Raw genomic sequence first — 14,552 nt, forward strand, 5'->3', positions numbered from 1 at the left:
GGAAAGCGCCTCGCAGAATGACATCACGTCGCTACACCGTGATGGAACCGCGATCACAGTGCATAACGTCACATGTTACCTTTCAAGTCATTTGTTTTTAAAACAAGAAGATAGCTGGCTAAGCTCGCCTGAAGGCTGCTAGTTTTATGACCATGACGCACCCCGAGTGCGCGGTTCAAAAAGAGAGAAAGCCATGAAACGAGCCGTGAACGCCCTACAAAATTTCGGAAAATCATTGTACGGACCGGTACTTATCTTACCGATCGTCGGTCTGTTTATTGCCTTTGGTAACGTGCTGGGTAACGGTAATCTCGCTGAATACCTGCCGTTTCTGGGCCATCCGCTGATTCAGCATACTGGTCAGCTTATCGCTAAATCTGCCGTGTCGGTGCTGGTGAACCTGGCGCTGGTGTTTGCCGTCGGGATCCCGATTGGTCTGGCGACGCGTGATAAAGGCTATGCCGCGCTGATTGGTCTGGTGACCTTCGTCGTGTTCATCAACGCCATGAACGTCACGCTACAGCTGCAGGGCGCGCTGGCGCCAGCGGCCCAGATGAAAGCGGCCGGGCAGACCATGGTACTGGGCGTGCAGGTGCTGGAGATGGGCGTTTTTGCCGGGATCCTGACCGGGGCGCTCTCCGGATATCTGTACAACAAATACTCCGGCGTACAGTTTAACGGCGCGATGGCGATTTACTCCGGCCACTGTTTTGTCGCCATCGTCATGCTCCCCGTCTCCATGCTGCTCGGCGTGGCTATGAGTGAACTGTGGCCGTTTGCCCAGCACGGCATTAGCGCCCTGGCGCTGGCTATCAAAGGCTCCGGGCCGTTTGGCGTGGCAATCTACGGTTTCCTGGAACGCATTCTGGTCCCCACCGGCCTGCACCATCTGGTTTATACGCCGTTCCTCTATACCGAGCTGGGCGGCACGCAGGAGGTGTGCGGCGCAACCTATCAGGGCGCGCGCAATATCTATTTCGCCGAGATGGCCTGCCCGGACGTGAAGCAGCTCAGCAGCACCGTGGTGTGGGACGCGCGCGGCATCAGCAAGATGTTCGGCCTGCCTGCCGCTGCCCTGGCGATGTATATGACCGCAAAGCCAGAGCGTAAAGCCATTGCGAAAGCCATTCTGATCCCGGCGGCGCTGACATCGCTGCTGGTCGGCGTAACCGAGCCGATTGAATTCTCCTTCCTGTTCGTCGCCCCGCTGCTCTTCGTGGTGCACGCGGTGCTGACCGGCATCGGCATGATGCTGTTCTCGCTGCTGGGCGTTCACGCCATCGGCGCCAACGGGATTATCGACTTCATCCTTTACAACCTGCCGCTCGGCACGGAGAAGTCCAACTGGCCGATGTACATCGTGGTCGGGCTGATCATGTTTGCACTCTACTTCGTGGTGTTCCGCTTCCTGATTCTGCGCTTCAACATGAAAACGCCGGGCCGCGAGGATGACGATCAGGAGACGCGCCTCTACAGCAAGCAGGAGTATCAGGCCAAAGGCAATAACGACGGGCTGGGCGAATCCATCGTGACGGGTCTGGGCGGCCGGGAAAACATAGAGGTGGTGGACAACTGCTACACCCGCTTACGCGTCACGGTGAAGGACGTCGCCATTATCGACGAGCCGCGCCTGAAGGCGACCGGCGCGAAAGGGATTATCAAACAAGGTAACAACGTTCAGGTGGTCTACGGGCTGCACGTCAAAAAAATGCGAGAAGCCGTTGAGACGTTTCTCTGAAAGGAGCTAAAGATGTTTACACCCCCATTCATTCTGTCGATTGCCGGCGGCGGTAGCACCTACACGCCGGGTATTGTGAAAAGCCTGATGGTGCGCCTGCAGGATTTCCCGCTGGCCGAAATCCGCCTTTATGACATCGACGAGGCGCGTCAGAACACCATTGCGCCCGTCGTCGAGAAGGTCATTCGCGACCACAGTCAGAGCATCAAATTTACCGTCACCAGCGACCCGGAAGTGGCCTTCAGCGGCGCGCATTTCGTCTTCGCCCAGATGCGCGTCGGCCAGTACAAGATGCGCGAGCAGGACGAGAAGATCCCGCTGCGCCACGGCGTGGTCGGCCAGGAAACGTGCGGACCCGGCGGGCTGGCCTACGGGCTGCGCACGATCCTGCCGATGGTGGAACTTATCGATCTGGTGGATCGCTACGCGCACGAAAAAGCCTGGATCGTGAACTACTCCAACCCGGCGGCGATTGTCGCAGAGGGCGTGCGCCGGCTGCGTCCGGACGCGCGGGTGCTGAACATCTGCGATATGCCTGTGGCCGCGATGCGCAATATGGGGGCGATTCTGGGTGTCGATCGCCGCAGGCTGGAGGTGGACTACTTCGGCCTGAACCACTTCGGCTGGTTTACCCGCGTCCTGGTGGACGGCGAAGACAAACTTCCCGAGCTGCGTAAGCATATCGCGAAGTTTGGCCTGCTGACGGAAGACGCGGCCAAAACCGACCCGCAGCACTCGGATCCTTCGTGGGTAAAAACCTGGCGCAACATTAAGCCAATCATGGACAACTTCCCGGAGTATCTGCCGAACCCGTATCTGCAGTACTACCTGATGCCGAACCAGATTGTGGAGCATCAGAACCCGGACTATACCCGCGCCAATGAAGTTATGGACGGGCGCGAGAAAAAGCTGTTCGCCGCAGCCGAAGAATATAAGCGCACCGGGATCCTGCCGGACGCCTTCCACGTGGGCGTGCACGGCGAGTTTATCGTCGATGTCGCCCGCTCGCTGGCCTTTAACCTGCGGAGCCGCCACCTGGTGATGGTGGAAAACCTCGGGGCGATTACCAACCTGCCTTACGATGCCGTGGTGGAAGTGCCCGCGTATATCACCTCCGAAGGCCCGGAACCGATTCGCATCGGTCAGGTACCTCTGTTTCATCAGACACTTTTGCAACAGCAGCTGGCGTCTGAACAGCTGCTGGTGGAGGCGACCATCGAGGGCAGCTATGAGAAAGCCCTGCAGGCGTTTACCCTCAACCGCACCGTGCCGACCATGGAGCATGCAAAAGCGATTCTGGATGAGATGATCGAGGCCAACCGCGACTACTGGCCTGCGCTGCAAAAAGCCTGGCAGGACGGCGAAACGGTGAAAAAATAGGGGCTTGCTCGCGAGTTGAACGTGGTTTGCTTGTCGGTGTCATAAAAAACACCGACAATCCTTTTTTACGGAAAAGAATGGAGGCAACCCATGTCCACCTCATATTTTGTCGCCGCCGACTGGCTGATTGAGCACGGTGACGATCCGGAAGTTCAGATTATTGACGCGCGTATGGCCCCTGCCGGGCAGGAACACCTTCGCGATATGGTCGCGGAATACCGTGCCGGACATCTTCCTGGCGCGGTATTTTTTGATATCGAAGCCCTCTCCGATCACAACTCTCCCCTGCCGCACATGCTGCCGCGCCCGGAAGCATTTTCCGTGGCGATGCGCGAGCTGGGCGTCAGCAAAGACAAACACCTCGTTGTCTATGATGAAGGGAACCTCTTCTCCGCACCGCGCGCGTGGTGGATGCTGAAAAACTTCGGCGTGGAAAAAGTCTCGATTCTGGCGGGCGGGCTGGCGGGCTGGAAGCGTGACGAGCTGCCGCTGCAGCAGGGCGACGTGACGCTGCCGGAAGGCGAATTCGATGCCACGTTCGACGCGCACGTGGTGAAACGCCTGACCGACGTGCTGGTCGTGAGCCATGAAAAAACGGCGCAAATCGTCGATGCCCGTCCAGCTCCGCGCTTCAATGCCGAAGCGGATGAACCGCGTCCAGGGCTGAAGCGCGGACATATTCCCGGGGCGCTGAACGTGCCGTGGGGCGACCTGGTGTTTGAGGGCGAGCTGAAAACCACCGACGAGCTGCGCGCCATTTTTGACCGTGCAGGCGTGGATTTACATCGTCCGATTATTGCCAGCTGCGGCTCCGGCGTCACGGCCTGCGTGGTGATCCTGGCGCTCGCCACGCTCGGCGCGAACGACGTCACGCTATACGACGGCGCCTGGAGCGAATGGGGTGCGCGAGACGATCTCCCTGTCGAACCCGCGAAATAATGGATAACCGCCTGGCCACGCTGTTAACGCGCGGGGCGTCGCTGACCCGCGCGGAGTATCGCGTCCTCGCCCACCTCACGGAGCACCCGCTGCTGGTGGGCAACATCACGGTACGCGAGCTGGCGCAGGCGACATTTGTTTCTACCGCCACCATCATGCGGCTGTGTCAGAAGCTGGGGTTTAGCGGCTTTAGCGAGTTTATCTGGCACTGCAAGCTGCTGCTCTCCGACACGCCGCATATTGCTGCCCAGGGGCAGTCGCTTCCTGAACTCCCGGCACTGTTTAATCAGTTTATCGCCAACTATCAGCACACCTTCCAGTGGGTCACGCAGGAGAAGCGCCAGCAGTTTGCCGACCTGCTGCGCCAGAAAGAGAGCTTCTTTCTCTACGGCGCCGGGTTTTCCTATCTGTTTGCGGAGTACCTGACCAAGAAGCTGCAGGTGCTGGGCAAAACGGCGTTTATCTCCGGGCCGGGAGACAGCCGGAATATTTTCCTCAGCAACGCCTCACGCTATCAGGTGTTTATTGCCGTCTCGCGCAGCGGCGAAACGGAGCAGGTGCTGGATAAAGCGCGGATTGCCAAAAACGTCGGTATGACGATCGTCGCGTTTACCCGCGCCTCGGCCAATACGCTGGCGGGGATGGCGGACGTGCATTTTGCCCTCTATGACGAAGCGGTACACTTCGCCGCCGAAGCCGCGGGGGTGACGTCGTTTGAGTCGAATCTGGTGCTGCTGATGGATTTACTGCTGCTGGAAGCAACGGGGTGATATTCACCCCGCCGTAATCAGATGATGCGGTTGGTTTTGAGATCGCGCAGGAAGCCGCCCCAGCGACGCTCGTAGAACGGCGTGATGTGCTCGGTAATAAAGTGGCTGATGCCCTTCTCACCGTTCTTCACCTGGCAGATATCAATCGGCTCGTCGCCCGGCAGCGTGTCGGTCGCCACGCTTCCCGCCGCCTGAATGATTTCGTCGATATCGCCGTCCGCCTCAATACCAATCAGCAGTACCGGATGCTCGTCCGCGCGCTCTTTAATAGAACAGAGAAACGCGCGTCTAACCGGTTTCAGGGTTTTGAACAGCGTCGTCAGGGAATCAATCATCTGCGCGGGCGGCTCGGCTACTTCAGACAGCAGCAGCGTTTCGCCCCCTTCCAGCACTTCCTGGGTGCTGAGCGGGTTGCCCTCTTCGCCAATCAGATGGCTGATTTCACGCGGCGTAAACTCTTTCCCGGTCGGCAGCTTCGCGTTAAGGAACAGCGTCTGGCCCAGCGTCATTTCAAACAGGGTACGCACCGGCATTACCACGAACGCCTGTTCATCTTCTACCGCTTCCTGCAGGGCTTCCAGCGAGGTGAAGAACGGGATCACCGACGTGCCGTCGTCTTTCTCCCAGTGCAGCAGATCCAGCGCGCTGTCTTCGACAACCTGCTCACCTTCCGCCGCGGTGCCCGGCACCCAGACGGTGGATTCCAGCAGCGTGCGGAAAAATGCCGGACGATGGGCGGGCTCGGTCGCCGCCTGCTCCAGCAGGGTTTCTAATTCGTTTTTGGTTTCGGACATAATAATTCCAGATGTCGAATTTCCCCCTCCCCCCTGCCCTCTCCCCATGGGAGAGGGTTAGGGTGAGGGCAAAGAGCATTACTCAGCCGTCAGCAGGTTCGCCACGGTACGCACGCCCAGACCGGTCGCGCCCGCGGACCACTGCTCAACCGCCGCTTTACGGTAGGTTGCGGAGCAGTCGATGTGCAGCCAGCCTTCGTGGTAGTTCTCAACGAAGTGGGACAGGAAGCCTGCCGCCGTGCTTGCACCCGCCGGGTACGCCGCGCTCGCGGTGTTGTTCAGCTCGGCAAAGTTGGACGGCAGCTGGCTGCGGTGGAACTCGGCCAGCGGCAGACGCCAGAACGGCTCGTTTTCCGCAGCGGCGCTTGCCAGCAGGCGAGCGGCCAGCTTGTCGTCGAAGCTGAACAGCGCATGGTAATCGTTGCCCAGGGCGGTTTTTGCCGCGCCGGTCAGGGTCGCCATGTCAATAATCAGCTCTGGCTTCTGCGCAGACGCGTCGATCAGGCCATCGGCCAGAACCAGGCGGCCTTCGGCGTCGGTGTTCATCACTTCGACGTTTTTGCCGTTGCGATAGCGAATGATGTCGCCCAGCTTGAAGGCGTTACCGCTCACCATGTTGTCCGCGCAGCACAGATACAGCTTCACGCGCTTGTTCAGACCGCGGGTGATGGCGAACGCCAGCGCGCCGGTGATAGTTGCCGCGCCGCCCATATCGGACTTCATGGAGTCCATGAACGCGCTCTGCTTCAGGCTGTAGCCACCGGTATCGAAGGTGATGCCTTTACCCACCAGGCAGGCAAATACTGGCGCCGCTTTATCGCCGGTTGGGTTGTAATCCAGCGCCAGCAGGACCGGAGGACGCTCAGAACCACGGCCCACGGTGTGGATGCCCATGTAATTCTGCTCGCGCAGATCTTCACCTTTGGTGATGCGGTAGGACATCTTGTCGCCCGCCACGCCGCACAGCAGATCAACCGCGCGCTGCGCCAGCTGTTCCGGACCAAGCTCTTCCGCCGGGGCGTTGATGGTGTCGCGGACCCAGTCGATAATTTGCAGGCGGCTTTCCAGCTCTTTTTGACCGGCAGCGTCAAGGTTCGCCCACTCAATTTTGCGGGTGCCTTTCGGCCCTTTGTAGCCAGCCCAGAATGCCCAGCTGCGGTCTGTGTCCCAGCCTTCGCCTTCCAGGGACACATGCTTAATGCCCAGGCCATCAATTTTACGCGCGGCGCGCTGGATCAGGCCCAAATCATCGTTGCCCGTCAGGTGCAGGGTAACGCCGTCGTTGTTGATGCTGTAGGTGGCTTTCTCGCCCCAGCGCGCATCGGCTGGCTGCGTAGAGAGCGTAATCTTCATCGCTTCGGTCATTTTATTTATCCTTATTAGCAACTAGCAAACGGGCCGCCTGAAGGCAGCCCGTTATGTTATTTATTCTGCTTCATCTAACCAGACTAACAGAATCGCCTCCAGAATTTTTTCATTGGATGCGTTTGGATCGTCGTCGAAATCCTCTAAATCGCAGATCCACTGATGCATGTCGGTGAATCGTACGGTCTTCGGATCGAGATCCGGGTTCGCGTCGTAGAGCGCTTCGCCGATTTCACGGCTGTCTGTCCACTTCAGTCCCATATCAATGCTCGCGTGCGTGGTTGATGGTGTAGCGTGGGAATTCCACGACCAGATCTTCATCGGTCACCGCGGCCTGGCAGCTCAGGCGGCTGTCAGGCTCCAGACCCCATGCTTTATCCAGCATGTCGTCTTCGTCTTCAGTGCTCTCGGCGAGAGAGTCGAAACCTTCACGCACGATGCAGTGGCAGGTGGTGCAGGCACAGGATTTTTCACAGGCGTGTTCCACTTCGATACCTGCACGCAGGGCAACATCGAGAATGGTTTCACCGGTCTTCGCTTCCAGAACAGCGCCATCCGGACAGAGGTCCGCATGAGGCAAAATAACAATCTTTGGCATATTAAACCTCGTCCACGGACTGGCCTTTCAGCGCGACGCGGACAGATTTGTCCATGCGGCGAGCAGCAAAGTCCTGGGTTTGTTTATCAACGTTTTTAATGGCTTCTTCTATTGCGTCAGCGTCATTGCCTTCTGCTACTGCGCTTAAGCGCGCGGCAGCGTCGTCAATCACCTGGCGCTCAGCGGCGCTTAACAGCGCGGCATCGGCAGCGAGCGCGCCGTTCAGGCTTTCCAGCACGCGGGCGGCTTCAACTTTCTGTTCGGCCAGCATACGCGCCTTCACATCCTGCTCGGCGTAGCTCATTGAGTCCTGAATCATGGAGGCGATTTCGCCATCGGTCAGGCCGTAGGACGGCTTCACCTGAATGGACGATTCCACGCCGGTGGATTTTTCCATCGCCGTGACGCTCAGCAGGCCGTCCGCATCCACCTGGAAGGTGACGCGAATATGCGCCCCGCCCGCAGGCAGCGCCGGGATGCCGCGCAGCGCAAAGCGCGCCAGAGAGCGGCAGTCCTGCACCAGCTCGCGCTCGCCCTGCATTACGTGGATGGACATCGCGGTCTGACCGTCTTTGAAGGTGGTGAACTCCTGCGCGCGCGCCACCGGAATGGTGGTGTTACGCGGGATCACTTTCTCTACCAGGCCGCCCATGGTTTCTAAACCCAGCGACAGCGGGATGACGTCCAGCAGCAGCATTTCGCTGTCCGGCTTGTTGCCGACCAGAATATCGGCCTGGATTGCGGCGCCCACGGCAACCACTTTATCCGGGTCGATGGAGGTCAGCGGCGTGCGGCCAAAGAATTCGCCCACGCGCTCGCGCACCAGCGGCACGCGGGTCGAACCGCCCACCATGACCACTTCCAGCACCTCGTTTGCCTCAACGCCCGCATCTTTCAGTGCACGACGGCAGGCCAGCAGGGTGCGCTTCACCAGCGGGGCAATCAGATCGCTGAACTGGTCGCGGGTGATGTCACCCTGCCAGCCCGCAACGTTTACGGTAACCGTCTGCGCATCACTCAGGGCGATTTTAGCGTCGATGGCCGCATCCAGCAGCTCACGCTGCACGCGCGCATCGCTGCGATCGCTGATGCCCGCCTGCTCGCGAATGTAATCCGCCAGCAGATGGTCGAAGTCATCGCCGCCCAGCGCGGAATCCCCGCCGGTCGCCAGCACTTCAAACACCCCGCGGCTTAAGCGCAGGATCGAGATATCAAAGGTACCGCCGCCGAGATCGTAAACCGCAATGACCCCTTCCTGACCGGAGTCGAGGCCGTAGGCAATCGCCGCCGCCGTCGGTTCGTTCAGCAGACGCAGCACGTGCAGGCCCGCCAGACGCGCGGCGTCTTTGGTGCCCTGACGCTGTGCATCGTCAAAATAGGCCGGAACGGTGATGACTACGCCGTCCAGATCGCCGCCGAGCGTCGCCGTCGCGCGCGCCGCCAGCGCTTTGAGGATGTCGGAGGAAACGCGAATCGGGTTCAGCAGACCGGCCGCGGTCGCAATCATCGGCAGGCCGTTTTCACTGGCCTGCAGCTGATACGGCAGATGCGGATAGCGGGTCTGAATATCGGCCAGCGAGCGGCCCATCATGCGCTTTACGGAGCTGATGGTGTTGGCCGGATCGCGCGCGGCGTTGGCGCGGGCGTCATAGCCGACCGCGTGACCCTGCTGCTGGTAGTGGACTACGGAAGGCAGCAGATGGCGGCCCTGCTCGTCGGCCAGCGTTTCCGCCTGGCCGCTGCGCACGGTCGCCACGAGGGAATTGGTGGTGCCCAGATCGATACCCACCGCCAGACGACGCTGGTGCGGTGCGGCACTTAAGCCAGGCTCACTAATTTGTAATAAGGCCATAATTGCTTCCGAAATTAAAAATCGAGCAGCTTTTCTTCGAGTTGTTCAGCACTGCTTCGCAGTTTATCGAGAAAACGGAGTTTGCGCACAGTGTCTGCCGCCACGTCCCAGGTCTCGTTGTTCAGTTGCTCCACCATCTGCTGATGACGGGTATCGAACATGCCCTTCACGCGCGTGATGAAGCTTTCCAGACGCGCTTCGTCTTTGGCCTGTTCAATCTCATCCAGCTCTTCGCGAAGTTCCAGCTGTTCCATCAGAAACGCGGTGTCGCGCACGGTATGCTGTTCGCTCGTCAGATCGAAACCGTGGAGCGAGAGTAGGTACTCGGCACGGCTCAACGGATGACGCAGCGTCTGCCAGGCCTGGTTGATGGTCGCAGAGTGCGATACCGCAGCCAGCTGTTCTGCCTGAGTACCACTGGCGAATTTATCCGGGTGATACTGACGCTGAAGATCCTGAAAACGGATCGTCAGCGCCTGGAGATCAATCGGGTATTGAGCGGGTAGTCCGAAGAGAGTGAAGTAATCCATAACAATCTCAGGGGTAGCCTGTTAGAACAAACCCCACGCGTAGCGGGTAACGCCACGGTGGGGTTTCGGATGACGCGCGGTTAAACGTGGAAGCTTTCGCCGCAACCACACTCGTCTTTGACGTTCGGGTTCGTGAATTTGAACCCTTCGTTCAGGCCTTCTTTAACGAAGTCCAGCTGAGTGCCGTTGAGGAATTGCAGGCTTTTGCCATCGACCACCACCTTCACGCCCTTGTCTTCAAACACGGTGTCATCAGACGCCGGTTCATCAACAAACTCCAGTACGTAAGCCATACCAGAACAGCCGGAGGTACGTACGCCCAGTCGCAGGCCAAAGCCTTTACCACGGTTCGCCAGAAAAGAGCTTACTCGCGCGGCAGCGCTGTCGCTAAGGGTAATCGACATACTCAAACCTCAATTATTTTGCTTCACGTTTGCTTTTATAGTCCGCAATGGCGGCTTTGATCGCGTCTTCTGCCAGAATTGAACAGTGAATTTTCACCGGTGGCAGTTCGAGTTCTTCAGCAATATCGGTGTTCTTGATTGCCTGTGCTTCGTCCAGAGACTTGCCCTTCACCCATTCGGTGACCAGGGAGCTGGACGCGATAGCAGAACCGCAGCCGTAGGTCTTGAAGCGCGCGTCTTCAATGATACCTTCATTGTTGACTTTAATCTGCAACTTCATCACGTCGCCACACGCCGGTGCGCCAACCATGCCGCTACCGACAGATTCGTCGCTGTTGTCAAAAGAGCCAACGTTGCGCGGGTTCTCGTAATGATCGATGACTTTTTCGCTGTATGCCATGATTGAATTCTCCTTATGTACCGATTAGTGATGTGACCATTCAATGCTGTTCAGATCCACGCCCTGCTTGAACATTTCCCACAGTGGAGAAAGGTCGCGCAGACGGCCGATGGAGTTGCGAACCAGCTTGATGGTGTAGTCAATCTCTTCTTCGGTAGTGAAACGACCTAAAGAGAAACGGATAGAGCTGTGCGCCAGCTCGTCGGTCATACCCAGCGCGCGCAGCACGTAGGATGGCTCCAGGCTTGCAGACGTACAGGCTGAGCCTGAAGAAACGGCCAGGTCTTTCAGCGCCATGATCAGCGATTCGCCTTCAACATAGTTGAAGCTGACGTTGAGGATGTTCGGAGCGCCATGCTCGAGATCGCCGTTCAGATACACTTCTTCCATATCTTTCACGCCGTCCCACAGACGGTTACGCAGCGTGCGCAGGCGCGCCATCTCGGTTTCCATCTCTTCTTTTGCAATGCGGTACGCTTCGCCCATGCCCACGATCTGGTGAACAGGCAGCGTGCCGGAACGCATGCCGCGCTCGTGACCGCCACCGTGCATCTGTGCTTCGATGCGGATACGCGGTTTACGACGAACGTACAGCGCGCCGATCCCTTTCGGGCCATAAATTTTGTGGCCGGAGAAGGACATCAGGTCCACTTTCAGCTGGCTCAGGTCGATAGGCAGTTTGCCCACGCTCTGGGTCGCGTCAACGTGATAGATGATACCGCGCGCGCGGCACATTTCGCCGATGGTCGCGATGTCTTGTACCACGCCGATTTCGTTGTTGACGTGCATGATGGAAACCAGAATGGTGTCATCACGCATGGCCGCTTCGAGCTCTTTGAGGTCGATGATCCCGTTGCTCTGTGGCGCCAGGTAAGTCACTTCGTACCCTTCACGCTCCAGCTGACGGCAGGTATCCAGCACGGCTTTGTGTTCGGTTTTGCTGGTGATGATGTGCTTGCCTTTTTTCTGATAAAAGTTGGCTGCACCTTTGATCGCCAGGTTGTCGGATTCGGTCGCACCGGAGGTGAAAACAATCTCACGCGGGTCGGCACCCACCAGGTCGGCAATCTGATTACGGGCGATATCAACCGCCTCTTCAGCATGCCAGCCAAAACGGTGTGAACGGGAAGCTGGGTTACCAAAGTTTCCGTCCAGGGTCAGACACTGCATCATTTTCTCGGCAACACGCGGGTCCACCGGCGTGGTTGCGGAGTAATCGAGATAAATCGGTAATTTCATTGCTCTTTAAACTCCGTACATCGCTTCAATGCAAGGAATCAGGCAACCGGCTGGATGTACGACCGAGTACGCGGGGCGTGACCGCCCCGGCCTGATTCTGAAATCTTTATCGTTTTATTACGCGCGCAGTTTGACGTCGATAGCGTCCTGCGCGCGGGTGCTGCGTTGGGAATCCTGACCGTGCTGACGACCAGAGACATCCAGAACTTCCTGGTTATTGACCAGTTCACCCAGGGTGATGTTGTTCAGGAAGCCGGTGAGACGGTCGCTCAGATCGCGCCACAGCGCGTGGGTCAGGCATTTGTCGCCGCCCTGGCAGCCGCCTTTACCCTGGCAACGGGTCGCGTCAACGGATTCGTCAACTGCGCTAATCACTTCACCAACTGCAATACTGCCCGCGTCTTTACCCAGCAGATAACCGCCGCCTGGGCCACGAACGCTGGAAACCAGTCCATTTTTACGCAGTCTGGAGAACAGCTGTTCCAGGTAAGAGAGGGAGATCCCTTGTCGTTCAGAAATATCAGCCAACGGAACCGGGCCCGCTTCGGAGTTGAGCGCAACGTCCAGCATCGCGGTCACGGCATAACGCCCTTTAGATGTCAGTCTCATGTCTTACTTAACCTCAAACTCGCCCCTGCCCGGGGTTTTTTATTGTAAAATGGGGGTATTGCATAGCAGGGCCAAGTCTGACATTCCTGACTAAAATGGTCAACTATTTACTTGACTGTTTTAGTCAGGTATTTAACGTTCCGTGCCTTCATAACCCAGGTGCGGCCTGATGCCCTCACCCCGGCCCTCTCCCACGGGGAGAGGGGGAAATCGACACTACTCTTTATTCTTCTGCTCAATCGACGCCAGAATCCCGCGCAGGATGTTCAGCTCCTGGCTTTCCGGGCGAGCGCGGGTAAACATGCGGCGCAGCTTGTTCATCACCTGGCCCGGGTGACCTTCACGAATAAAGCCGGTTGAGAGCAGCGTCTGCTCCAGGTGACCGTAGAAGCGCTCAAGATCGTCCACCAGCGGGTAGGCCGTCTCTTCTTTCTGTTCGACCGATTTCTCCTGCGTCGCCAGCCACGCCATACGCACCTCATAGGCGATAACCTGCACCGCCATCGCCAGGTTCAGCGAGCTGTATTCCGGGTTCGCCGCGATGGCGACGTGATAGTGGCACTTCTGCAGCTCGTCGTTGGTCAGGCCAACGCGCTCGCGGCCAAATACCAGCGCAACCGGAGCCTGTTCCGCTTCTGAGACGCTTTTCAGGCCGCATTCGCGCGGATCCAGCATCGGCCACGGCAGCGTGCGTGAACGTGCGCTGGTGCCAACAACAAGGCTGCAGCCGGCCAGCGCTTCGTCAAGGGTATCGGCGATCTGGGCGTTGCCGATCACGTCGCTGGCACCGGCCGCCAGGGCGATGGCCTGCGAGTCAGGTTTCACCAGCGGGTTAACCAGCCACAGGTTCGTTAAGCCCATGGTTTTCATAGCGCGGGCAACGGAGCCCATGTTGCCGGTGTGCGATGTTTCGACCAGCACGATTCGAATGTTTTGCAGCATAATTTTTAATGTCTGAATTCAGCGTCTGAAGAATATTCCGGCATATTATCATAAACGGGAGACATAATCCGATCCCACTGCTATACTCTGCGCCGATTTTCCTGTTCTTTAACATCCAGTGAGAGAGACCGATGCATCCGATGCTGACCATCGCCGTGCGCGCAGCGCGCAAGGCGGGTAATGTAATTGCCAAACACTACGAAACGCCAGACTCCGTAGAAACCAGCCAGAAAGGCAGCAATGATTTCGTGACTAACGTCGATAAAGCCGCAGAAGCGATTATTATCGAAACGATCCGCAAATCTTACCCGCAGCACACCATCATCACCGAAGAAAGCGGTGAACATGAAGGTACCGATCAGGATGTTCAATGGGTTATCGATCCACTGGATGGCACCACCAACTTTGTTAAACGCCTGCCACACTTCTCTGTGTCTATCGCAGTACGCATTAAAGGCCGTACTGAAGTCGCCGTTGTTTACGATCCAATGCGTAACGAACTGTTCACCGCTACCCGCGGTCAGGGCGCACAGCTGAACGGCTACCGTCTGCGCTGCAGCAACGCACGCGATCTGGACGGCACCATACTGGCGACCGGTTTCCCGTTCAAGGCGAAACAGCACGCGACCACCTATATGAATATCCTGGGCAAACTGTTTACCGAATGCGCGGACTTCCGCCGCACCGGTTCTGCTGCGCTGGATCTGGCCTACGTGGCGACCGGCCGCGTTGACGGTTACTTTGAGCTGTCTCTGAAGCCGTGGGACTTTGCTGCGGGCGAGCTGATCGCACGTGAAGCAGGCGCCATCGTGTGTGATTTCACCGGCGGCCATAACTATATGTCTACCGGCAACATCGTTGCGGGTAACCCACGCGTTGTTAAAGCCATGCTGGCCAACATGCGTGATGAACTGAGCGATGCGCTGAAGCGTTAATCCCGGTAATTCCCTCTCCCTCTGGGAGAGGGTCAGGGTGAGGGCATCAGACCGCAC

16 protein-coding genes are annotated in these 14,552 nt (G+C 58.1%); 5 read left to right on the forward strand and 11 right to left on the reverse strand.

The features are described from left to right. Window positions 1–193 precede the first annotated feature (193 nt). The 4 genes from ACJ69_RS12740 to ACJ69_RS12755 all read left to right on the forward strand — a co-directional run bounded on the left by ACJ69_RS12740 (window position 194) and on the right by ACJ69_RS12755 (window position 4,827). The gene (locus ACJ69_RS12740; RefSeq protein ID WP_059347143.1) at window positions 194–1,738 is read left to right on the forward strand and encodes a PTS transporter subunit EIIC; all 1,545 of its coding nucleotides are present in this window, start codon (window positions 194–196) and stop codon (window positions 1,736–1,738) included. Between the two features lie 12 nt (window positions 1,739–1,750). Continuing rightward, window positions 1,751–3,118, forward strand: coding sequence for a 6-phospho-alpha-glucosidase (locus ACJ69_RS12745; RefSeq protein WP_059347144.1), 1,368 nt, complete (start codon window positions 1,751–1,753; stop codon window positions 3,116–3,118). 90 nt (window positions 3,119–3,208) lie between these two features. Beyond that, on the forward strand, window positions 3,209–4,057 hold the full coding sequence (gene sseA / locus ACJ69_RS12750; protein WP_032659439.1) for a 3-mercaptopyruvate sulfurtransferase: 849 nt from the start codon (window positions 3,209–3,211) through the stop codon (window positions 4,055–4,057). Beyond that, entirely contained in the window at window positions 4,057–4,827 is a 771-nt protein-coding gene (locus ACJ69_RS12755; protein ID WP_054829692.1) for a MurR/RpiR family transcriptional regulator, read from the forward strand. Before sseA ends, ACJ69_RS12755 begins: the two co-directional genes overlap by 1 nt. Before the next feature lie 17 nt (window positions 4,828–4,844). Here the strand turns inward: ACJ69_RS12755 and sseB are convergent, their stop codons facing one another. The 11 genes from sseB to trmJ form a co-directional block, all read right to left on the reverse strand. Next, complete coding sequence (gene sseB / locus ACJ69_RS12760; RefSeq protein WP_029741156.1) at window positions 4,845–5,621, reverse strand: enhanced serine sensitivity protein SseB; 777 nt, start codon at window positions 5,619–5,621, stop codon at window positions 4,845–4,847. Window positions 5,622–5,699: 78 nt separating this feature from the next. After that, the gene (gene pepB, locus ACJ69_RS12765; RefSeq protein ID WP_059347145.1) at window positions 5,700–6,986 is read right to left on the reverse strand and encodes an aminopeptidase PepB; all 1,287 of its coding nucleotides are present in this window, start codon (window positions 6,984–6,986) and stop codon (window positions 5,700–5,702) included. A 60-nt stretch (window positions 6,987–7,046) separates the two neighbouring features. Beyond that, window positions 7,047–7,247, reverse strand: coding sequence for a Fe-S cluster assembly protein IscX (iscX, locus tag ACJ69_RS12770; RefSeq protein ID WP_003860650.1), 201 nt, complete (start codon window positions 7,245–7,247; stop codon window positions 7,047–7,049). 1 nt (window position 7,248) lies between these two features. After that, window positions 7,249–7,584 carry an ISC system 2Fe-2S type ferredoxin gene (gene fdx / locus ACJ69_RS12775; RefSeq protein WP_003860652.1) on the reverse strand — a complete coding sequence of 112 codons (336 nt, stop codon included), beginning with the start codon at window positions 7,582–7,584 and terminating at the stop codon, window positions 7,249–7,251. 1 nt (window position 7,585) lies between these two features. Continuing rightward, entirely contained in the window at window positions 7,586–9,436 is a 1,851-nt protein-coding gene (hscA, locus tag ACJ69_RS12780) for a Fe-S protein assembly chaperone HscA (RefSeq protein ID WP_059347146.1), read from the reverse strand. 14 nt (window positions 9,437–9,450) lie between these two features. Next, a complete protein-coding gene (gene hscB / locus ACJ69_RS12785) occupies window positions 9,451–9,966 on the reverse strand; it encodes a co-chaperone HscB (protein ID WP_054829693.1) in 516 nt (171 codons plus the stop codon). A gap of 80 nt (window positions 9,967–10,046) precedes the next feature. Then, on the reverse strand, window positions 10,047–10,370 hold the full coding sequence (gene iscA / locus ACJ69_RS12790) for an iron-sulfur cluster assembly protein IscA (protein ID WP_003860659.1): 324 nt from the start codon (window positions 10,368–10,370) through the stop codon (window positions 10,047–10,049). Between the two features lie 13 nt (window positions 10,371–10,383). Then, a complete protein-coding gene (iscU, locus tag ACJ69_RS12795) occupies window positions 10,384–10,770 on the reverse strand; it encodes a Fe-S cluster assembly scaffold IscU (protein ID WP_003860661.1) in 387 nt (128 codons plus the stop codon). Window positions 10,771–10,794: 24 nt separating this feature from the next. Next, window positions 10,795–12,009: a cysteine desulfurase gene (iscS, locus tag ACJ69_RS12800; protein ID WP_059347147.1), complete on the reverse strand. Its 1,215-nt coding sequence runs from the start codon at window positions 12,007–12,009 to the stop codon at window positions 10,795–10,797. A 117-nt stretch (window positions 12,010–12,126) separates the two neighbouring features. Then, window positions 12,127–12,618, reverse strand: coding sequence for a Fe-S cluster assembly transcriptional regulator IscR (gene iscR, locus ACJ69_RS12805; RefSeq protein ID WP_023308826.1), 492 nt, complete (start codon window positions 12,616–12,618; stop codon window positions 12,127–12,129). 216 nt (window positions 12,619–12,834) lie between these two features. Next, complete coding sequence (gene trmJ / locus ACJ69_RS12810; protein ID WP_054829694.1) at window positions 12,835–13,560, reverse strand: tRNA (cytosine(32)/uridine(32)-2'-O)-methyltransferase TrmJ; 726 nt, start codon at window positions 13,558–13,560, stop codon at window positions 12,835–12,837. Window positions 13,561–13,691: 131 nt separating this feature from the next. On the opposite strand from trmJ, the gene suhB reads away from it, so the two are divergent. Further along, window positions 13,692–14,495 (forward strand): inositol-1-monophosphatase, encoded by an 804-nt coding sequence (gene suhB / locus ACJ69_RS12815; protein WP_003860668.1) that lies wholly within the window; start codon window positions 13,692–13,694, stop codon window positions 14,493–14,495. Window positions 14,496–14,552 lie beyond the last annotated feature (57 nt).

The organism is Enterobacter asburiae, assembly GCF_001521715.1.
Taxonomy (GTDB): domain Bacteria; phylum Pseudomonadota; class Gammaproteobacteria; order Enterobacterales; family Enterobacteriaceae; genus Enterobacter; species Enterobacter asburiae.